Origin of the sequence: Pantoea sp. UBA5923, assembly GCF_002431095.1 — a bacterium.
Lineage (GTDB): Bacteria > Pseudomonadota > Gammaproteobacteria > Enterobacterales > Enterobacteriaceae > Pantoea > Pantoea piersonii.
Window position 1 is genome coordinate 68609 of the sequence record NZ_DJDN01000018.1, and the last position, 20501, is coordinate 89109.

Here is a 20501-nt window from a genome sequence, read left to right on the forward strand (position 1 = left end):
GTTGCTTATTCGTCGATGGAGGCTTTATAGGCGTCCGCATCCAGCAGCGAATCGAGTTCTGATTCGTCGCTGGGTTTGATTTTGAACAGCCAACCGGCTGCATAAGGCTCGCTGTTGACCAGCTCCGGCGCATCGCCCAGCTCGTCGTTTACGGCTACGATTTCACCGCTGACGGGCGCATAAATATCGGACGCGGCTTTGACTGACTCCGCGACGGCGCACTCGTCGCCAGCGGAGTAGGTGTTGCCGACCTCTGGCAGATCGACAAAGACCATATCGCCTAACAGCTCCTGAGCGTGCTCGGTAATGCCGACGGTAAAGGTGCCGTCCGCTTCCTTACGCACCCACTCATGACTGTCGCGGTACTTCAACTCATTTGGCACATTGCTCATCGCCCTTTCTCCTGAAAATAGATTACTGAACCGGCTTGCCGCCGCGTACAAAAACAGGTTTGGTTACTTTTACCGGCATCTCGCGCTGACGGATCTCAACGATGGCGTGCTCGCCGATACCTGCCGGCACGCGCGCCAGCGCGATGCTGTAGCCGAGCGTCGGCGAGAAGGAGCCGCTGGTGATAACGCCCTGCTGCGATTGCCCCTGCGCGTCAGTGAAGCGTACCGGCTGACCGCTACGCAGCACCCCTTTTTCCGTCATGATCAGGCCAACCAGCTTCTCTGTGCCTTTTTCGCGCTGCATCTCCAGCGCCTCGCGGCCGATAAAGTCGCGATCGGCAGGCTCCCAGCAAATCGTCCAGCCCATATTGGCCGCCAGCGGCGAAACGCCTTCGTCCATCTCCTGCCCGTAGAGGTTCATGCCCGCTTCCAGACGCAGCGTGTCGCGCGCGCCCAGCCCTGCAGGCTTAACGCCCGCCGCAAGCAGTCGCTGCCAGAAATCCGCTGCCATGGTCGCGGGCAGCGCAATCTCATAGCCCGCTTCGCCGGTATAGCCGGTCGTAGCGATAAAAAGCTCGCCCGACTGCACGCCGAAAAAAGGTTTCATGCCGGCCACCGCTTCGCGCTGCTCCGCGCTGAACAGGGTCTGCGCTTTCTGCTGCGCCTGCGGGCCCTGCACAGCGATGAGCGCCAGGTCATCGCGCTCCGTCAGCGCGACGCCGTAGGCCTCGGCATGTTTGCCGATCCACGCCAGATCTTTCTCTCGCGTCGCCGAGTTAACGACGAGACGGAAAAAGTCTTCGGTCATAAAGTAAACAATCAAATCATCAATGACGCCACCGGAGGCGTTCAGCATGCCGGTATAAAGCGCTTTGCCGGGCTGCGTCAGTCTGGCGACATCGTTCGCCAGCAGATGGCGCAGGAAGTCGCGCGTCTGCGCGCCATGCAGATCGACGATAGTCATATGCGAAACGTCGAACATACCAGCGTCCTGACGTACGGCATGATGCTCGTCCATCTGCGAGCCGTAATGCAGCGGCATCATCCAGCCGTGGAAGTCGACCATGCGGGCGCCGCAGGCCTGATGCTGTTCAAACAAAGGGGTTTGCTGAGTCATAACCATCCTGTCGCGAAGCGGGTAAGTTTCGGGCGGGCGTCAGCCTGCAAATCGCCCGGCGCAAACGTTCTCTTTTCCCTGACGTTATCATTGAAAAGACGATTTAACCATAAGCTGTACAGGGGCGAATTGCAGCATGTCTTTAAAGGAGCGCGCAAAGCCAGCAGCATAATTAACTGTAGATTTGTGATTTTCATCGCAGAAAAGAAGCGAAACGCCGCTTGAGATAGCAAGATAATCAGCTGTGCCGCGCAGAATGTTAACAACGCGCTTTAAAGCCCGCGCACAGGAATAAATAAAACTAATGCGAACAAGAGGGTGAAATTAGAATAAATCAAACGAGGCACGCTGCGGGTGCAGCTCCGCTCTTTTTTGGTGCATCCCTGAACAACAGGCATAAAAAAGCCAGCGCAAGGCTGGCTTTTAACAGAAATGACCGGCGTTAACGCAGCCAGGCGGGCATATCGTGCAGCCCCATCGCCTGACGCAGCATAACCGGCTTGACGCCCGGCAGCGTATCCGCCAGCTTCAGCCCCAGATCGCGCAGCAGCTTTTTCGCCGGATGGGTACCGGCGAAAAGCTCGCGGAATCCCTGCATGCCCGCCAGCATCAGCGCCGCGCTGTGCTTGCGGCTGCGCTCATAGCGGCGCAGATAGAGATGCTGACCGATATCTTTACCCTGCTGATGCAGGCGGCGGATTTCGCCAATCAGCTCCGCCGCGTCCATAAAGCCGAGATTTACGCCCTGCCCCGCCAGCGGATGAATGGTGTGCGCGGCGTCGCCGACCAGCGCCAGACGGTGCGCCGCAAAATTGCGGGCGTAGCGCGCCATCAGCGGGAAAGATTTGCGTTCGCTCTGCAGGTGACACAGGCCGAGGCGCATATCGAACGCCACCGCGAGCTGCTGGTTAAACAGCGCCTGCGGCATGCTCTCCAGCCGACTCGCCTCCTGCGGCGACAGCGACCAGACGATTGAGCTGAGGTGTGGATCCTGCATCGGCAGAAACGCCAGAATGCCGTCGCCGTGAAACACCTGGCGCGCCACCGCGTCATGCGGCAGATCGGTGCGAATATTCGCCACCAGCGCGTGGTGATCGTAATCCCAGAAGGTTAAGGGAATATCCGCTTTGTTACGCAGCCAGGAGTTGGCACCGTCTGCGGCAATCAGCAGGCGCGCGGTCAGCATCGTGCCATCCTGCAGCGTAATAAAGGCTTCATTTTCGCCAAACGCTACCTGCTGCAGCTGCGAAGGCGCCATCAGCGTAACGTCGCTGCAGCGGCTGGCGCGCTGCCAGAGGGCGCTGTGAATCGCCGGGTTTTCGATAATATGCCCCAGATGCGTCAGACCCTGCTGCTCGTCATCAAAGCTGATGGCACCGAAGCTGTCGCGATCCCACACTTCCATGCCGTGATAAGCGCTGGCGCGCCGCGCCAGAATATCGGACCAGACATCCAGCTTCTGCAGCAGCCGCTCGCTGGCGGCGTTGATGGCCGATACGCGAATCGACGGCGCAGCGCTGGCGTCGAACTGCGGCTCCGCCGTTTTTTCCAGCACGGCGACGCGCAGCCCGCTGCCCTGCAAACCGCAGGCGACTGCCAGTCCTACCATGCCGCCGCCGGCGATAACCACATCAAAACTTTGCATCGGTGCCCCTTAGTTAACGCTTAACCCAGCCAAGCGTGCGCTCGGCCAGTTGATTACGCAGCCACGGCAGATGATCCATTGCCATCAGCCCCAGATTTCGTCCCGCCACCAGCGGCGCGTAGCGATTGGCAAACAGCCGCACCAGCCCGTCGGTGATGCCAATAGTCGCGTCTCGATCGGGCTGGCGACGCTGTTGATAGCGTTGCAGCACGTCATAGCTGCCCACATCCTGCTGCTGACGATGCGCGGCCGCCAGCGTTTCCGCCAGCGACATAACGTCGCGCAGCCCGAGGTTGAAACCCTGCCCGGCGATGGGATGCAGCGTCTGCGCTGCATTGCCGACCAGCGCCAGCCGATGCGAAACCTGCCGCCCGGCGCTCTGCAGCGCCAGCGGATAGCTTTCGCGCTGGCCGGTATGGGTAAAACGCCCAAGCCGCCAGCCGAATGCGCGCTGCAGCTGCGCCAGAAATTCGCTGTCGCTCCAGCCCTCGACTTTCTCGCGCGCCGCCAGCGGATGGCACCACACCAGCGACAGACGATTGTCCGACATCGGCAGCAGCGCCAGCGGCCCGTGTTCGGTAAAGCGCTCAAAGGCGCGTCCCTGATGCGGTAGCTGGGTAGAGACGTTGGCGATGACCGCCAGCTGATGATAATCCTCGCACTGCCATTGGATGCCGAACGATGCGGCCAGCGGCGAGCGAGAGCCGTCCGCGGCCACCAGCAGCGTGCCGTCGAGCCGTTCGCCGCTCTCCAGAGTCACCTGCACGTTATCCTGCTGGCGCTGAGCGCTGCTGACGCGAGCCGGACAGTGCAGAGTAACGCCTGGCGCGCTTTTCAGACGGTCGAACAGCTTCTGGCCTACTTCAAAAAGCTCGACCACATACCCGAGCGCGGGGATCTGATACGCCTCGGCGTCCAGCGTGACAAAACCGGCATGTCCGCGATCGGAGACGTGAATATCCGTGATGGCGGTGGCGTGCTTCTCGATGCTGCGCCAGAGGTCGATATCCACCAGCTGCTGACGCGTACCGGCTGCCAGCGCGATAGCGCGACTGTCATACCCCGGATGCGAGCGGCTGTCGGGCGCGCTGCTCTCAATCAGCGTGACCGGCAGCTGCCCCTGGGTCAGATGGGAAATAGCCAGCGCAAGCGTCGCGCCGGTCATGCCGCCTCCGGCGATAATAACCGTCATGGCTGGCGCGCCGCTGCCATCAGCGCCTCAATCGCATCCGCGTCTTTAACCACGCTGTCGGTAAGATTCTCGTTGCCCGTTTCAGTGATCAGAATGTCATCTTCGATACGAACGCCGATGCCGCGATACTCTACAGGCACGTCGGAATCCGGCGCGATATAAAGCCCTGGCTCAACGGTCAGCACCATGCCCGGCTCCAGAACGCGATCGCGCGACGGGGTGCCGTAATGGCCGACGTCATGCACGTCCAGGCCCAGCCAGTGGCTCAGCCCATGCATAAAGAACTGGCGGTGCGCCTCTTCAGCGATCAGCGTCTCCACGTCGCCCTGCAGAATGCCCAGATCCACCAGCCCGCTGACCATAATGCGCACCACCTCTTCGTTGACCTCGCGGATGCTGACGCCGGGACGGAAGAGCGCTAGCGCTTTGTAAAGCGACGCGAGCACGATGTCATAAATGGCGCGCTGCGGCGCGGAGAAGGTGCCGTTCACCGGGAAGGTGCGGGTAATATCGCCGGCGTAGCCGTGGAATTCGCACCCCGCATCAATCAGCACCAGGTCGCCGTCGCGCAGCTCGCTCTCATTTTCGGTGTAGTGCAGGATGCAGCCGTTTTCGCCCGATCCGACAATGGTGTTATAAGCGGGAAAACGCGCGCCGTGACGGTTAAAGACGTAATGAATTTCGCCTTCAAGCTGATATTCAAACTGGCCGGGACGGCAGGCTTCCATGGCGCGGGTGTGCGCCAGCGCGCTGATTTTACCGGCGCGGCGCAGCAGGTCGATCTCCTCTGGCCCTTTAAACAGGCGCATTTCATGCACCCAGGGACGCCAGTCGGTCAGCGTCACCGGAGCGCTGAAGTTCTGTCGGAAGCCACGGCGCAGTTTCTCCAGCGCGGCGAACACCAGCTTATCCGCCTCAGCGTACTCGCCCTGCGCGTGATAAACCACGTCCAGCCCGTTCAGCAGCAGATGCAGCTGCTGGCCAATATCATCCCAGGGCAGCGCGCGATCGACGCCTAATTTTTCCGGCGCGGCATCCTGACCCAGCCGACGGCCAAACCAGATTTCCGCCGTGAGATCCCGCACGCGGTTGAACAGCACGCTGTGGTTGTGGGTCACATCGCTTTTTATCAGCACCAGCAGAGCCTGCGGCTCGTTGAAGCCGGTGAAATACCAGAAGTCGCTGTTCTGTCGGAACGGATATTCGCTGTCGTTGCTGCGAGTCACCTCCGGCGCGGCAAATATCAAGGCGGCGCTGCCCGGCGCCATTTTCGCCAGTAGCGCCTGTCGACGCTGCTGAAAAGTATCCAGAGAAATCATCTTTGCACTCCCTGTAGAAACGGGCGCGTTCACGCCCTGAGATATCTGGCTTAGTGTAGCGTCGGTTTTTTCACTTCGGGGGCGGTAGGTTGCGGGCGATTGAAGGTATCGTGGCACAGCAGCGCCGCCACGCGCACATATTCAATCACCTCTTCCAGCGACTGCTCCAGCTCATCCTGGTCTTCGTCTTCTTCGTAGCCAAGCTGGGCGATGGTGCGCAGATCGTCAATCGCTTCGCCGGTTTCGCCGGTGACCTTATCCAGCTTCGGCTGCGTGACGCCCAGCCCGAGCAGGAAATGATTAACCCAGCCCGCCAGCGCATCGGCGCGATCGAAGACGGTGATATCTTCATCGTCCGGCAGCATCAGCTGAAACAGGAAGCCTTCATCTTCCAGCGTGTTAGCGGTGCTGTCATGCAGCGCCTGTAGAGGCAAAGCCAGCCCCTGCGAAAACGCCATGCCTTCGTTGGTAAGATCGTGGACCAGCGTTCTCCAGCTGTTATCCTGATTGCCACCGCACAGAATGCCGCTGAGCAGGCCATGCATTTCCGCTGGCGTCATCCCCACGCCTTGTTGAGAGAGCGCCGAAGCCAGCGCGTTGTAATCGGGGGTTGCGTTCTGTAAAGACATAAGGATTCATCGTCGTTGGCAGAATAAGTTCGTGGTATGCTACCACTAGCTGCCTCAAGGTTTCCAGAAAAGGGGTTGTAACTTATTTCGCGGGTCTATATAGTTGCCCGCCTCCCAAAGCATTGAGCGTCCAGGGAGATGCGGGCGAAGTAATCAGTCAGGAAGGTGGCATGTCTGCACAACCAGTAGATATACAAATTTTTGGTCGTTCATTGAGAGTGAATTGTCCGCCTGAACAGCAAGATGCGCTGAATGCGGCTGCCGAAGACCTCAATCAACGGTTGCAAGATTTAAAAGTTCGCACTAGAGTCACAAATACCGAGCAACTGGTGTTCATTGCCGCGTTAAACATCTGCCATGAACTGGCGCAAGAGAAAGTGAAAACGCGCGATTATGCTGCTAATATGGAACAACGTATCCGTATCCTGCAGCAGACGATTGAACAGGCTCTTGTTGAGCAAGGTCGTATCACCGACCGCCAGGGTGCGAAGTTCGAATAATACTTTATGGTTGCTGTGTTACGGTAACGGTGAAGTCCAGTTTCTCTGAGATGTTTGCAAGCGGGCCAGTCCCCTGAGCCGATATTTCATACCAACAGAGTGTGGCGCTCTGTAACCTGTGAGCATGCTCGGTTCGTCCGAGAAGCCTGATGGTTGCGACGGCACATTCACCTTGAACCAAGGGTTCAAGGGTTACAGCCTGCGGCGGCATCTCGGAGATCTCCTTACGTTTTGCATCTGTTTTTCCCCGTTGTGAATGATATAGTTGCTTAGTCAGCGACTTATCAACGGGGTTTCTGTGTCTCATCCCTCTCTGCTCGATCGACACCATATCCGCCAGCATGTGCGCCATCTGCGCCGCGCCCTGACGCCTGAACAGCAGGAACAGGCTGCCGACAGCCTGGCGGAACATGCCGTGAACTTTGCTCCCCTCGCCAACGCCAGCCATATCGCGCTCTTTTTATCGGTGGATGGCGAGCTTAATACCCGTCCACTCATCGCTAAGCTCTGGCAGCAAAATAAACAGGTTTACCTGCCGGTACTGCACCCTTTCGCCTCTGGCCATCTGCTGTTTCTCCGCTACACGCCTGAAACGGTGCTGACGCCGAATAAACTGCGTATTCCCGAACCGCCGCTCGATATCCGCCAGATGATTACGCTGGATCGGCTGGATGTCATGATGGTGCCGCTGGTCGCTTTTGACGACAGCGGGCAGCGTCTCGGCATGGGCGGCGGCTTTTACGATCGCACCCTGCAAAACTGGCGTCAGCATGGCTTTCTGCCGGTTGGCGTGGCGCATGACTGTCAGCAGGTAGAGCGGCTGCCAGCGGAGGAGTGGGATGTCCCCCTGCCCGCGGTGCTGACGCCGTCGCGTCTGTGGCAGTGGGAATAGCGGCGGTTGCCTGACAACTTCTCAGAGACCGGCGTCGGGGTTTTACAGTGATGCGCCGTCTGGAGGAAGAAGCAGACGGCGCATTTTCTATTGAAGCGGAATCAGTAGAGCAGACGGGCGCGGATGGTGCCTGGAATCGCCTTCATCAGCTGCAGCGCTTTATCCGCCTGATCCTGCGGCGCATCGATATCAATTACGACATAACCCATCATCGGCGAGGTTTGCAGGAACTGCGCGGCGATATTAATGCCCTGCTCGGCAAAGATCTGGTTAATGGCCGTTAACACGCCCGGACGGTTTTCATGAATGTGCAGCAGGCGGCTGGCGCTGGCGCCATGCATCGGCAGCGACACTTCCGGGAAATTGACCGCCGAGAGCGTTGAGCCGTTATCGGAATATTTGGCCAGCTTGCCCGCAACTTCAATACCGATATTCTCCTGCGCTTCCTGCGTGGAGCCGCCGATATGCGGCGTCAGGATCACGTTGTCGAACTCGCACAGCGGCGAATTGAACGGCTCACTGTTGGTGGCAGGCTCAAGCGGGAAGACGTCGATCGCAGCGCCCGCAAGGTGTTTGCTCGACAAGGCGCCGCACAGCGCTGGAATATCGACCACGGTCCCGCGCGAAGCGTTGATCAGCAGTGCGCCCTTCTTCATCTGCGCCAGCTCCTGCGCGCCGATCATATCCTGGGTTGACGGGGTTTCCGGCACATGCAGGCTCACCACGTCGCTCATATTCAGCAGGTCGGAAAGATGGCGCACCTGGGTGGCGTTGCCCAGCGGCAGTTTGTTTTCAATGTCGTAAAAGAAGACGTGCATCCCCAGGCTTTCAGCCAGCACGCCAAGCTGCATACCGATATGACCATAGCCGATGATGCCGAGCTTTTTGCCGCGCGCTTCGAAAGAGCCAACGGCGTTTTTATTCCAGATGCCGCGGTGCGCTTTGGCGTTCGCCTCAGGAATGCCGCGCAGCATCAGCAGCATTTCGCCGATGACCAGCTCAGCGACCGAGCGGGTATTAGAGAACGGGGCGTTAAAGACCGGAATGCCGCGCGTCGCCGCCGCGTTGAGATCGACCTGATTGGTGCCGATACAGAAGCAGCCTACGGCGACCAGTTTCTCCGCCGCGGCGAAGATCTCTTCCGTCAGTTGGGTACGGGAGCGGATGCCGATAAAGTGCGCATCCCGAATGGAGGATTTCAGCGCTTCGTCATCCAGCGCGCCTTTATGGAATTCGATATTGGTGTAACCCGCCGCGCGCAGATTCTCCAGCGCGCTCTGGTGGACGCCCTCCACCAGCAGGAACTTAATCTTGTCTTTTTCCAGTGATACCTTTGCCATTTCCCCGACCCTATTGTGATTTCAACAATGGCCGCCATAAGCGCGCCTTCTGTCAAAATATCAAAATTTACGCCTGCGGCAATACAACCGATTGCCTTACTGCCAGCACGGGGAAGCCTGAGCTCAGCACATTGCCACAGAAAATCGGGAGCTGAACCAGGAACAAAGGACGAACCTGCTGTCGATGACGGTTATGTGACATAAGTCACCGAATTTAAGCGATGAAAGAAAAGATGTTTTGCGCAAGGAAATAACCGGCGCGTTTTCCGCGCCGGACAGATCATTTTTCGATGGTTTTGACGCCGTCCGGCGTGCCGATCAGCGCGATATCGGCGCCGCGCGTGGCAAAGAGACCCACGGTAACCACGCCAGGGAGCGCATTAATGGTTCTTTCCAGCGCAATCGGGTCGAGGATACGCAGGTTATGCACATCAAGGATGATGTTGCCGTTGTCGGTGACCACATGCTGGCGATATTCAGGCAGGCCGCCGAGCTTAACCAGTTCACGGCCGACATAGGCGCGCGCCATCGGGATCACCTCTACCGGCAGCGGAAAACGTCCCAGCACGTCCACCTCTTTCGAGGCATCAGCGATGCAGATGAACTTGTGCGCGACGGCCGCCACGATCTTCTCGCGCGTCAGGGCCGCGCCGCCGCCTTTGATCATCTGCATCTGCGGATTGATCTCATCCGCGCCGTCAACGTAGATCGACAGATCGTCAATCTCATTGAGATCGAAAACCGGAATACCGAGCGCTTTCAGCTTCAGGGTTGAGGCTTCCGAGCTGGAGACCGCGCCCTCAATCTGATGTTTCATCGTGGCCAGCGCGTCAATAAAGTGCGCCGCGGTGGAGCCGGTGCCGACGCCGACGACGGTGCCCGGCTGCACATATTTCAGTGCGGCCCAGCCTACGGCTTTTTTCAGTTCATCCTGGGTCATGGTATGTTTAAAACCTGTGCGACAACGAAGTGCGCGTAGTATAAATCAACGCCCGCTGAATGTGCGCGGCTGTTTAGGCTGGAATATTCGCTTTGGAAGCCAGCCCGCAAAAAAGGCGGTGCGCGGCGTGCGGAAAGATCCTTTCAGGCGCGTCAGATGAATTTTTTGTGGCATAGTATCGTCCACCCTGAAGGAGAGAGAACAACAATGAAACGCCCCGATTATCGAACGCTTCAGGCGCTGGACGCAGTGATACGCGAACGCGGCTTTGAGCGCGCCGCACAAAAGTTATGCATTACGCAGTCGGCCGTATCGCAGCGTATTAAACAGCTGGAGAACCTCTTCGGCCAGCCGCTGCTGGTGCGCACTGTGCCGCCGCGCCCCACCGAGCAAGGCCAGAAGCTGCTGGCGCTGCTGCATCAGGTAGAGCTGCTGGAAGAGGAGTGGCTGAGCGATGAGAATGGCGGTACTACGCCGCTGCTGCTGTCACTGGCGGTAAACGCCGACAGCCTGGCGACCTGGCTGCTGCCTGCGCTAAAAGATGTGCTGGCGGACTCGCCGGTACGCCTCAATTTACAGGTCGAAGATGAGACCCGCACGCAGGAGCGTCTGCGCCGTGGCGAAGTGGTAGGCGCGGTGAGTATTCAGCCACAGCCGCTACCGAGCTGCCTGGTGGATCAGCTTGGCGCGCTCGACTATCTCTTTGTCGCCTCGCCGGAGTTCGCCGCCCGTTACTTTCCTAACGGCGTCACGCGCTCGGCGCTGCTTAAGGCGCCTGCGGTCGCTTTTGACCATCTCGACGATATGCATCAGGCCTTTTTACAGCAGAACTTCGATCTGTCGCCTGGCAGCGTGCCCTGCCATATCGTTAACTCGTCAGAAGCCTTCGTGCAGCTGGCGCGACAGGGTTCGACCTGCTGTATGATCCCGCATCTGCAGATTGAGCGCGAGCTGGCGGGCGGCGAACTGCTGGACCTGACGCCGGGCCTCTGCCAGCGCCGTATGCTCTACTGGCACCGCTTTGCGCCGGAGAGCCGACTGATGCGCCGCGTCACCGACGCGCTGATTTCACACGGCCATCGCGTGCTGCGTCAGGACGATCTGGCGGCCTGAAAAATCGGCAAAAAAAGGGGCGCTAAGCGCCCCTTTTCCTTTACTGAGAACCGGCTGTATTCGGCTTGATGTCGAATACCACATCCACCTGATCGTCAAAGTGAATGCTCTGCTGCTCGTAGGTCTGCTGCGCGGAGGTATCCGCAGAAGGCGCAGCGGCTTTGTACATGCGCGCCATCGGCATCGGCTGGTAGTTAGCGACATGGTAACGAATGCTGTAAACCGAGCCGAGCTTCGCGTTAAAGCCCTCCGCCAGCGCCGCAGCCTGCTGGGTAGCGTTATCAATCGCCGCCTTGCGCGCCTGCGCCTTATAGCTGTCTGGGTTGGTGACGCCCAGCTCGACTGAGCGGATTTCGTTCAGGCCGCTTTTCAACGCGCCGTCCAGCAGCTCATTCAGCTTATCGAGCTGGCGCAGCGTAACCTGCACCTGACGCACCGCACGGTAGCCTTTCAGCACCGACTTGCCCTCTTTGGTATAGTCATATTCCGGCTGAGTGCTGAGGTTAGCGGCATCGATATCTTTCTTCTCAATGCCGTTTTTTTGCAGGAAATCAAAATATTGCGCAACGCGATCGTCGGCCTGCTTTTTCGCGTCCGCTGCATCTTTAGAGGAGACGTTGACCACGATAGAGAGCGTGGCGATATCCGGACGCGCATCCACGGTCGCCTGGCCGGAGGTCACCACATGCGGGCCGTTCGGCAGTTCGTCGGCTAATGCGCTTAACGGCAGCGCTAAAGCGCCTGTCATGGCGACCAGCGCCAGTGCTTTCAGTTTCACGAAAGTCCTCCTTGAAATCTCTGTTTTGCTGCGGCATCAAAGGCCAGAGCATGAGCGGAATAGTATGCACAGCTAAGAGCGTGTTATACCGCAAAAGTTCGCGTTTTGCTTATCATGTTCTGTCGCTTTCGGACTATTCAAATCAGAAATTCGCTATTCCCTGTAGCGCCAGCTGGCTGGCGATAATCCACATCACGGCACCGACCAGCAGATTGATTGCGCGCTGCGCGCCGGCGGTGCGCAAGCGAGGCGAAAGCCAGGCCGCCATCAGCGCCAGTCCGAAGAACCAGATTACCGACGCGCTGATCGTGCCCAGCGCGAACCAGTGGCGCGCTTCCTGCGTCGGCAACTGACCGCCGAGGCTGCCCAGCACCACGAAGGTATCGATATAGACGTGGGGATTAAGCCAGGTGACCGCCAGCATGGTGGCGATGATGCGCCAGCGGCTCTGCTTAAGCTCGGCGTTGCTGGCCAGATCGACATTGCCGCTAAAGGCGGCCCGCAGCGCATTCCAGCCGTACCACAGCAGAAAGGCGACGCCAGCCCAGGTAATCAGCATCAGCAGCAGCGGAGACTGATGCAGCAAGGCGCTGCCGCCGAGGATCCCGCCGCATATCAGCGCGATATCGCTGAGCGTGCAGAGCGTCGCCGTCATCAAATGATACTGGCGCTTGACGCCCTGATTCATCACGAATGCGTTCTGCGGCCCCAGCGGCAATATCAGCGAGGCGCCAAGAGCAAGTCCTTGTAAATACATTGATAACACGGAATTTTCCTTACATCGACGAGATGCAGAGGAGTATAAAGAAGCGGGATTATTAGCGGAAATTGAAAGATTTAATCTGGCATTAGGCAGGTTAATAAAGGCGGCCTGAGCGCCGCCCTGATAGGTTTATTCTGCTTTCGCTTCTGCTTCCGGCTGGCTGACGCGATGCAGATGCACGTCCATTTGCGGATAAGGAATGCCGATGCCTTTCGCATCCAGCGCGCGCTTGAAGTTCTTCAGCAGATCCCAGTAGACGTTCTGCAGATCGCCGCTGTTGCTCCAGCAGCGCACCACGAAGTTCATGGAGGACGCGGCCAGTTCGTTAAGGCCAATCTGTACGCCCATATCCTGCAGCACGCGTGAATCGGCATCAACCACCTCACGCAGCAGCGTCAGCACCTGATCGACATCCGCATCGTAAGAGACGCCGATAATAAACTCGTTGCGGCGCACCGGCTCGCGTGAAAAGTTCACGATATTGCCGGTGATGATTTTACCGTTCGGCACCACCACCATCTTACCGTCAGCGCTTTTCAGCGTGGTGGAGAAAATCTGCACGTTCATAACCGTACCCATAATGCCGCCGAGGTCAACGAACTCGCCTGAGCGGAAGTGGCGGAAAATCACCAGCAGCACGCCTGCGGCAAGGTTGGACAAGGAGTCTTTCAACGCCAGGCCCACGGCCAGACCGGCAGCGCCGAGAATAGCGATGACCGAGGTGGTCTGCACCCCGATGCGGCCCAGCGCAGCAATAAGGGTAAAGGCGATAATCCCGTAGCGAACCAGCGCCGACAGGAAATCAGCAACGGTGGGATCAATATGGCGAGCCTGCAACAGGCGGTTGGCGGCATTGGCGATAATACGCGCGATTGTCATACCAATGACAAGGATCACTACCGCCGCCACGATATTCACCGCGTAGCTAATCAGCAGCTCCTGATTGCGGACAATCCAGCTGCCCGCATTGTTGAGGTCATCGACCACATTCAAATGTTCCATTTATGCACCCTGTTGAATATTCCCCGGGGGAAATGACAAAACATTGTCAGAGGCGTTCCGACAATTCCTTACTGAAGGGTAAACAAAAAAGGGGGAACTGCCAAATCAGCCTTGAATTCCCTTACATTTTGTCGGCAAAGCGCATAAAAAAAGGCCCTTACGGGCCTTTTTTGTACTCTGTAGCGAATTACAGACGATCGATGGCGTTCAGCTCTTTAAAAGCCTGCTCCAGGCGCACAACCATTGAGGATTGCGCTGCGCGCAGCCAGACGCGCGGATCGTAGTATTTTTTGTTCGGGCTGTCTGGACCCTGCGGGTTGCCGAGCTGGCCTTGCAGATACTCTTCGTTCTTTTTGTAGTACTGCAGAATACCGTCCCATGTTGCCCACTGGGTGTCGGTATCGATGTTCATTTTGATCACGCCGTAGCTGATTGACTCTTCGATTTCCGCTGCGGAAGAACCGGAGCCGCCGTGGAAAACGAAGTCCAGCGCGTTGTGCGGCAGGCCATGTTTTTCACAAACGTATTTCTGCGAGTCGCGCAGAATGGTCGGGGTCAGCTTAACGTTGCCCGGCTTGTAAACGCCGTGTACGTTGCCGAAAGAGGCAGCGATAGTGAAGCGCTTGCTGATTTTGCTCAGTTCGGTATAGGCGTAATCAACGTCTTCCGGCTGGCTGTAAAGCGCAGAAGCGTCAACGTGGCTGTTGTCCACGCCATCTTCTTCACCGCCGGTCACGCCCAGCTCGATCTCCAGCGTCATGCCCATTTTGTCCATGCGCGCCAGGTATTTGCTGCAAATCTCGATGTTCTCTTCCAGAGACTCTTCAGAGAGGTCGATCATATGAGAAGAGAACAGCGGTTTACCGGTTTTCTTAAAGTGCTCTTCGCCTGCGTCCAGCAGACCGTCGATCCACGGCAGCAGTTTTTTCGCGCAGTGGTCGGTGTGCAGGATAACCGGCACGCCATACTGTTCAGCCATCAGGTGAACGTGATGCGCGCCTGCGATAGCGCCGAAAATCGCCGCGCCCTGCGGCTTGTCGGTTTTGAAACCTTTACCGGCGATAAACGCGGCGCCGCCGTTAGAGAACTGGACGATAACCGGCGCTTTCACTTTCGCAGCGGCTTCCAGTACGGCGTTGATAGAGTCAGTGCCGACGCAGTTTACCGCTGGCAGCGCGAATTTGTTCTCTTTCGCTACCTGGAAGATCTTCTGAACGTCGTCGCCAGTGACAACGCCGGGTTTAACGAAATCAAAAATTTTAGACATGATTGTGTCCTGTTTCGTGACCGATTATCCCTTAAGGGACAGCGATTTAAACGCCCAACGGGGCAAGTCTTCAGGCGACGCGCCAGCGCGTCGCCCCCAAAGGATTACTGCTTAGCACGCTCTTCCAGCATTGCAACCGCAGGCAGTTTTTTGCCTTCGACGAACTCCAGGAACGCGCCGCCGCCGGTAGAGATGTAAGAGATTTTGTTTTCGATGCCGAACAGGTCGATAGCCGCCAGGGTATCGCCGCCGCCCGCCACAGAGAAAGCGTCGCTGTCAGCGATAGCATTCGCGACGATTTCGGTGCCCTTACGGAAGTTCGGGAACTCGAACACGCCGACCGGGCCGTTCCACAGAATGGTTTTCGCCTCTTTCAGCAGCTTCGCCATGGCCTGTGCGGTTTCGTCGCCGAAGTCCATAATCTCTTCGTTATCCGCCACTTCGGAAACCTTTTTCACGGTTGCCGGGGCAGTTTCAGAGAATTCCGTGCCAACGCGTGAATCGGTCGGAACCGGAATGCCGTACTGGTCGCGCAGGCCTTTCGCCGCTTCAACGAAGTCCGGCTCATAGAGCGATTTGCCGACGTTGTTGTCGATAGCGACGAAGGTGTTGGCGATGCCGCCGCCGACGATAACGGTGTCAGCGATTTTCACCAGCGACTGCAGCACGTCGAATTTAGTAGAGACTTTTGAGCCGCCGACTACCGCCACCAGCGGACGCTCCGGGTTGCTCATTACTTTACCCAGCGCTTCCAGCTCGGCTGACAGCAGTGGGCCTGCGCAGGCGATCGGCGCGAATTTGCCAACGCCGTGAGTCGAGGCCTGTGCGCGGTGCGCGGTGCCGAAGGCGTCCATGACGAAGACGTCGCACAGCGCTGCATATTTTTTCGACAGCGCTTCGTCGTCTTTCTTCTCGCCTTTGTTAAAGCGCACGTTTTCCAGCACGACCAGCTCGCCCGCGTCAACTTCAACGCCGTCGAGGTAATCTTTCGCCAGGGTGACTTTAGTGCCGTTCAGTTTTTCTTTCAGATAGTTAACAACGGGCAGGAGGGAGAATTCTTCGTTATATTCACCTTCGGTCGGGCGACCCAGGTGAGAGGTGACCATCACTTTTGCGCCCTGTTTCAACGCCGATTCGATGGTAGGCAGAGAGGCACGAATACGTGCGTCTGACGTCACTTTCCCTTCTTTTACTGGTACGTTGAGATCGGCGCGGATCAGAACGCGCTTACCAGCCAGATCCAAATCGGACATCTTAATTACAGACATGGTGAACCCTCTCGTTGATTCTCGTAAGTTTTGTCAGACGCAGACCGCGCCTTACCTGAAACCGCTTGCGGCCATCGCTAACGTCGTGTCGAGCATTCGGTTAGCAAAGCCCCATTCGTTGTCGCACCAGACCAGGGTCTTGATCAGGCGCTGACCGCTGACCCGCGTTTGCGTGCCGTCCACAATGGCACTGTGCGGATCATGGTTAAAATCTACTGAGACTAACGGTAATTCCGTATAGTCAACTATACCACGAAATGCCCCCTCTGACGCGTTTTGCAGCAGCGCGTTGACCTCGCAGGCCCTGACCGCCTCGCGTACGGAAACGCTGAGATCGATGGCCGTAACGTTGATGGTCGGCACGCGTACCGCGATCGCTTCAAAGCGGTCATTGAATTTCGGAAAAATACGGGTAATCCCGGCGGCCAGTTTAGTATCGACCGGAATGATCGACTGGCTGGCGGCGCGCGTGCGGCGCAGATCGCTGTGATAGGCGTCAATCACCTGTTGATCGTGCATCGCCGAGTGGATAGTGGTGACAGTGCCCGACTCAATGCCGAAGGCGTCGTCCAGCAGTTTAATCACCGGAATAATGCAGTTGGTGGTGCAGGAGGCGTTAGAGACGATACGATCGGTTTGTTTAAGCGCCTGTTCGTTCACGCCGAACACAACGGTCGCGTCAAGATCGTTGCCGCCCGGATGGGAAAAAAGCACCTTTTTCGCGCCCGCCTGCAGATGCGCCTCGCCATCCGCCCGGCTGCCGTAGACGCCGGTGCAGTCCAGCACCACGTCGACGTTAAGCTCGCGCCACGGCAGCGAAGCGATATCGGCATGATGCAGGATGCGAATGGTATCCTCGCCGACCCACAGCAGATCGCGCTCCTGACGCACGTCAAAGGCGAAGCGGCCATGGCTGGTGTCATATTTCAGCAGATGCGCCATACCGGCCGCTTCCGCCAGTTCATTGATCGCCACAACCGTGATTTCTGCCCGGCGGCCGGTCTCATAGAGCGCGCGCAGCACATTGCGTCCGATGCGACCAAATCCATTTATGGCAATGCGAACCGTCATACCACCCCTGCAATTAAAATCAGTGTCAAATCGGAACGTTAGCCTGAGCCAGACGTTCTCGTTTGTACAGGAAATTCTTGCGCTTTTGCAGCGTTATGCCGCTCGACAAAACGCCGTCACAGCGCCTACTGAAACGGTTCAGCTACAATAAAGAGAAGCAGTAATAATTGGAATGCGTCAGATCAAATCAGACTTTAAAAATCTGACGAGGATCACACTCGCCCCTGCATTATGGATATAAAACGACCGCCAGACGCGACCTGCTTTAGTAAAATAGCCCGGCTTAGCGCCATTTAACCCAATAGCGGCAACAGGCGCGTCATTACGACAGACAACCTATGAACTACAACCTGCTTTGGTATCTCTGGTTTATCTGGTCTTGCGCTCTGGTGATCTACGTATTGAGCTGGAGCGTTACACTGACGCTGGTGCGTCAGTATCGCGGGCTGCTGCTGGCAGTAGCGGTAACGCTTATCGCCCGGGCGGCTTTCAGGAGATTAAGATTCAACAAAGGAATAATTATGTTTAAACGCAAAGAAAATAGCTTCAACGCCAGCTTCACCGAAACGGCCAGCGCTGCGGCAGCAGTGACGCCGCCTGAGGATGATTTTGAAGAGAGCGTGTCCGCCGCCACTGTCGTCAAGGCTGCGCCGGCTGCACCGGTCAACACCACGACTATCCCGGAAACCTGCACGATTACGGGCGAAGTTAACGCTCAGGGCGACGTGCATATCAACGGCAATATCACCGGCAAGATTATTGCGGAAAAAACGGTTTTTGTGCAGAAAAAGGGGCGGGTCGATGGAGAGATCTATGCGCAGCGTACGGAAATCAGCGGCGAGCTAAAAGGATTGTGCCGCAGCCGTGAAATCGCCATCAATGCGGAAGGGTTTATGGATGGCACCGTCGAATGCGAATCGCTGGCTATCCATCACCAGGGCCGCTTCTATGGCACCTCTAATCCCTGGCAGCAGGATAAAAGAGAGAGCGGCCTGAGCGAAGCATCTGTATCCTCCGCTCAGGAATTTCAACTGCATAAGGCGACGCTGCTACAGCAGTAGCCCGACAGGGTTCGCCAGCATAAGCGGCGAACCCTTACCTCTTACAGCACCGCTTTCGCCTGCGCCACCACGTTGTCCACGGTGAAGCCGAACTCCTCGAACAGCTGCTCCGCCGGAGCGGACTCGCCGAAGGAGGTCATGCCCACCACCGCGCCATGCAGGCCGGTATACTTCTGCCAGTAGTCCGCAATGCCCGCCTCAATTGCAACGCGCGCGCCGACCGATTTCGGCAGCACCGCCTCGCGCCACGCCGCGTCCTGCTTGTCGAAGGTGTCGGTTGACGGCATGGAGACCACGCGCACCTTAATCCCTTCGCTGCTCAGCCTGTCATACGCCGCCACCGCCAGCTCTACCTCTGAGCCGGTCGCAATCAGGATCAGCTCCGGCTGGCCGTCGCTCTCCTTCAGGATGTAGCCGCCGCGCGCGATGTTCGCCAGCTGCTCCGCGCTGCGCGCCTGCTGCGCCAGGTTCTGGCGGGAGAAGATCAGCGCGGTCGGGCCGTCCTTACGCTCGATGGCGTATTTCCACGCCACCGCCGACTCCACCTGGTCGCACGGACGCCAGGTGCTCATGTTTGGCGTGGTACGCAGGCTGGCCAGCTGCTCCACCGGCTGGTGGGTCGGGCCGTCTTCGCCCAGGCCGATAGAGTCGTGGGTGTAGACCATGATCTGGCGGATCTTCATCAGCGCCGCCATGCGCGCCGCATTGCGCGCATACTCCACGAACATCAGGAAGGTGGCGGTGTAAGGCAGAAAGCCGCCGTGCAGCGCCAGGCCGTTGGCGATGGCGGTCATGCCGAACTCGCGCACCCCGTAGTGGATATAGTTGCCCGCCGGGTCGACGTTGATCGGCTTAGAGCCGGACCACATGGTCAGGTTGCTCGGCGCCAGGTCGGCGGAGCCGCCCAGATATTCCGGCAGCAGCTTACCGAACGCCTCGATGGCGTTCTGGGAGGCCTTGCGGCTGGCGATTTTCGCCGGGTTGGCCTGCAGCTGCTCAATGAACTTCTGCGACTCTTCCTGCCAGCTCGCCGGCAGCTCGTTGCTGACGCGACGCCTGAACTCGGCGGCCAGCTCCGGGTACGCCTGCGCGTAGGCGGCGAACTTCTCGTTCCACTTCGCCTCTTTCGCCTGGCCCGCCTCTTTCGCGTCCCACTCGGCGTAGATTTCTGACGGGATAACGAACGGAGCGTGCGTCCAGCCCAGCTGCTGGCGGGTCAGCGCCACCTCGTCGTCACCCAGCGGCGCGCCGTGAGAGTCGTGGGTGCCCGCCTTGTTCGGCGAGCCGAAGCCGATAACGGTTTTGCACATCAGCAGCGAAGGCTTATCGCTGACCGCTTTCGCCTCGTCAATCGCCCGGGCGATAGCCTCCGCGTCGTGGCCGTCCACGCCGCGCACCACGTGCCAGCCGTAGGCTTCGAAGCGCTTCGCGGTGTCGTCGGTGAACCAGCCGTCGGTATGGCCGTCGATAGAGATGCCGTTGTCGTCATAGAACGCCACCAGCTTGCCCAGCTTCAGGGTGCCGGCCAGAGAGCAGACCTCGTGGGAGATGCCCTCCATCATGCAGCCGTCGCCCATAAACACCCAGGTGTTGTGGTCAACGATCTCATGGCCCGGACGGTTGAACTGCGCCGCCAGGGTGCGCTCGGCGATGGCGAAGCCGACCGCGTTAGCGATGCCCTGGCCCAGCGGGCCGGTGGTGGTTTCAACGCCCGGGGTGTAGCCATATTCCGGGTGACCTGGAGTTTTTGAATGCAGCTGGCGGAAGTTCTGCAGCTCGCTCATCGGCAGATCGTAGCCGGTGAGGTGCAGCAGGCTGTAAATCAGCATTGAGCCGTGGCCGTTCGACAGCACAAAGCGATCGCGGTCGGCCCACTGCGGGTTGGTCGGGTTATGGTTCAGGTAGCTGCGCCACAACACCTCGGCAATATCTGCCATACCCATCGGGGCCCCCGGATGTCCCGATTTGGCTTTCTGTACTGCGTCCATACTTAACGCGCGAATGGCGTTGGCAAGCTCTTTACGAGAGGGCATTTTCTACTCCAGGTCGGATTAATGATTCGCCTATTTAACTCATTGTTATTAATGATTTATCGGGCAAAACAAGGAAAAAGTCGCTCATCAATGTACATGAAAATAGAGGCAAAAGTACATGCCGCACCGTGCTAAATCTCGCCGCTTCGCCTGGCTTTTACGGCAATGTCTGCTAGCGA

The 20501-nt window shown here is 58.1% G+C and carries 19 protein-coding genes and 1 other RNA gene; 5 read left to right on the plus strand and 15 right to left on the minus strand.

What is annotated here, in order from left to right; all coding sequences use genetic code 11:
- Positions 1-5: 5 nt before the first annotated feature.
- The 6 genes from gcvH to B3797_RS04015 all read right to left on the minus strand — a co-directional run bounded on the left by gcvH (position 6) and on the right by B3797_RS04015 (position 6294).
- Positions 6-392 carry a glycine cleavage system protein GcvH gene (gene gcvH, locus B3797_RS03990; RefSeq protein ID WP_269949887.1) on the minus strand — a complete coding sequence of 129 codons (387 nt, stop codon included), beginning with the start codon at positions 390-392 and terminating at the stop codon, positions 6-8.
- Between the two features lie 22 nt (positions 393-414).
- Entirely contained in the window at positions 415-1509 is a 1095-nt protein-coding gene (gcvT, locus tag B3797_RS03995; protein ID WP_311790446.1) for a glycine cleavage system aminomethyltransferase GcvT, read from the minus strand.
- Between the two features lie 442 nt (positions 1510-1951).
- Positions 1952-3154, minus strand: a complete 1203-nt coding sequence (gene ubiI, locus B3797_RS04000) for an FAD-dependent 2-octaprenylphenol hydroxylase (RefSeq protein WP_269949885.1) — start codon at positions 3152-3154, stop codon at positions 1952-1954.
- A 13-nt stretch (positions 3155-3167) separates the two neighbouring features.
- The gene (gene ubiH, locus B3797_RS04005) at positions 3168-4346 is read right to left on the minus strand and encodes a 2-octaprenyl-6-methoxyphenyl hydroxylase (protein WP_311790447.1); all 1179 of its coding nucleotides are present in this window, start codon (positions 4344-4346) and stop codon (positions 3168-3170) included.
- Positions 4343-5665: a Xaa-Pro aminopeptidase gene (pepP, locus tag B3797_RS04010; RefSeq protein ID WP_311790448.1), complete on the minus strand. Its 1323-nt coding sequence runs from the start codon at positions 5663-5665 to the stop codon at positions 4343-4345. Before pepP ends, ubiH begins: the two co-directional genes overlap by 4 nt.
- A 50-nt stretch (positions 5666-5715) precedes the next feature.
- Positions 5716-6294, minus strand: coding sequence for a YecA family protein (locus B3797_RS04015; RefSeq protein ID WP_120454524.1), 579 nt, complete (start codon positions 6292-6294; stop codon positions 5716-5718).
- A gap of 170 nt (positions 6295-6464) precedes the next feature.
- Between B3797_RS04015 and zapA the strand changes: the two genes are divergently transcribed.
- The 3 genes from zapA (at position 6465) to B3797_RS04030 (ending at position 7686) form a co-directional block, all read left to right on the plus strand.
- A complete protein-coding gene (zapA, locus tag B3797_RS04020; RefSeq protein WP_120454526.1) occupies positions 6465-6794 on the plus strand; it encodes a cell division protein ZapA in 330 nt (109 codons plus the stop codon).
- 39 nt (positions 6795-6833) lie between these two features.
- A non-coding RNA gene (ssrS, locus tag B3797_RS04025) (6S RNA) lies at positions 6834-7017 on the plus strand.
- A gap of 75 nt (positions 7018-7092) precedes the next feature.
- Positions 7093-7686, plus strand: a complete 594-nt coding sequence (locus tag B3797_RS04030) for a 5-formyltetrahydrofolate cyclo-ligase (RefSeq protein ID WP_311790449.1) — start codon at positions 7093-7095, stop codon at positions 7684-7686.
- Between the two features lie 101 nt (positions 7687-7787).
- Here B3797_RS04030 and serA read toward each other — a convergent pair whose 3' ends face one another.
- Both serA and rpiA read right to left on the minus strand, forming a co-directional pair.
- Complete coding sequence (serA, locus tag B3797_RS04035) at positions 7788-9026, minus strand: phosphoglycerate dehydrogenase (RefSeq protein ID WP_311783886.1); 1239 nt, start codon at positions 9024-9026, stop codon at positions 7788-7790.
- Positions 9027-9306: 280 nt separating this feature from the next.
- Positions 9307-9966: a ribose-5-phosphate isomerase RpiA gene (rpiA, locus tag B3797_RS04040; RefSeq protein WP_120454532.1), complete on the minus strand. Its 660-nt coding sequence runs from the start codon at positions 9964-9966 to the stop codon at positions 9307-9309.
- 207 nt (positions 9967-10173) lie between these two features.
- Here rpiA and B3797_RS04045 point away from each other — a divergent pair, with 207 nt between their 5' ends.
- Positions 10174-11079 carry a LysR family transcriptional regulator ArgP gene (locus B3797_RS04045; RefSeq protein WP_033752211.1) on the plus strand — a complete coding sequence of 302 codons (906 nt, stop codon included), beginning with the start codon at positions 10174-10176 and terminating at the stop codon, positions 11077-11079.
- 40 nt (positions 11080-11119) lie between these two features.
- Here the strand turns inward: B3797_RS04045 and B3797_RS04050 are convergent, their stop codons facing one another.
- The 6 genes from B3797_RS04050 to epd form a co-directional block, all read right to left on the minus strand.
- The gene (locus B3797_RS04050; protein WP_120454534.1) at positions 11120-11857 is read right to left on the minus strand and encodes an oxidative stress defense protein; all 738 of its coding nucleotides are present in this window, start codon (positions 11855-11857) and stop codon (positions 11120-11122) included.
- A gap of 142 nt (positions 11858-11999) precedes the next feature.
- A complete protein-coding gene (gene argO, locus B3797_RS04055) occupies positions 12000-12623 on the minus strand; it encodes an arginine exporter ArgO (protein WP_311790450.1) in 624 nt (207 codons plus the stop codon).
- Positions 12624-12749: 126 nt separating this feature from the next.
- The gene (gene mscS, locus B3797_RS04060) at positions 12750-13622 is read right to left on the minus strand and encodes a small-conductance mechanosensitive channel MscS (RefSeq protein WP_311790451.1); all 873 of its coding nucleotides are present in this window, start codon (positions 13620-13622) and stop codon (positions 12750-12752) included.
- A 187-nt stretch (positions 13623-13809) separates the two neighbouring features.
- On the minus strand, positions 13810-14889 hold the full coding sequence (gene fbaA / locus B3797_RS04065; protein WP_120454540.1) for a class II fructose-bisphosphate aldolase: 1080 nt from the start codon (positions 14887-14889) through the stop codon (positions 13810-13812).
- 104 nt (positions 14890-14993) lie between these two features.
- Positions 14994-16157, minus strand: a complete 1164-nt coding sequence (gene pgk / locus B3797_RS04070) for a phosphoglycerate kinase (protein WP_120454542.1) — start codon at positions 16155-16157, stop codon at positions 14994-14996.
- A gap of 51 nt (positions 16158-16208) precedes the next feature.
- A complete protein-coding gene (gene epd / locus B3797_RS04075; protein WP_311783883.1) occupies positions 16209-17228 on the minus strand; it encodes an erythrose-4-phosphate dehydrogenase in 1020 nt (339 codons plus the stop codon).
- 521 nt (positions 17229-17749) lie between these two features.
- On the opposite strand from epd, the gene B3797_RS04080 reads away from it, so the two are divergent.
- Complete coding sequence (locus B3797_RS04080) at positions 17750-18289, plus strand: polymer-forming cytoskeletal protein (RefSeq protein WP_311790452.1); 540 nt, start codon at positions 17750-17752, stop codon at positions 18287-18289.
- Between the two features lie 41 nt (positions 18290-18330).
- Here B3797_RS04080 and tkt read toward each other — a convergent pair whose 3' ends face one another.
- Entirely contained in the window at positions 18331-20322 is a 1992-nt protein-coding gene (gene tkt / locus B3797_RS04085) for a transketolase (RefSeq protein WP_311790453.1), read from the minus strand.
- Positions 20323-20501 lie beyond the last annotated feature (179 nt).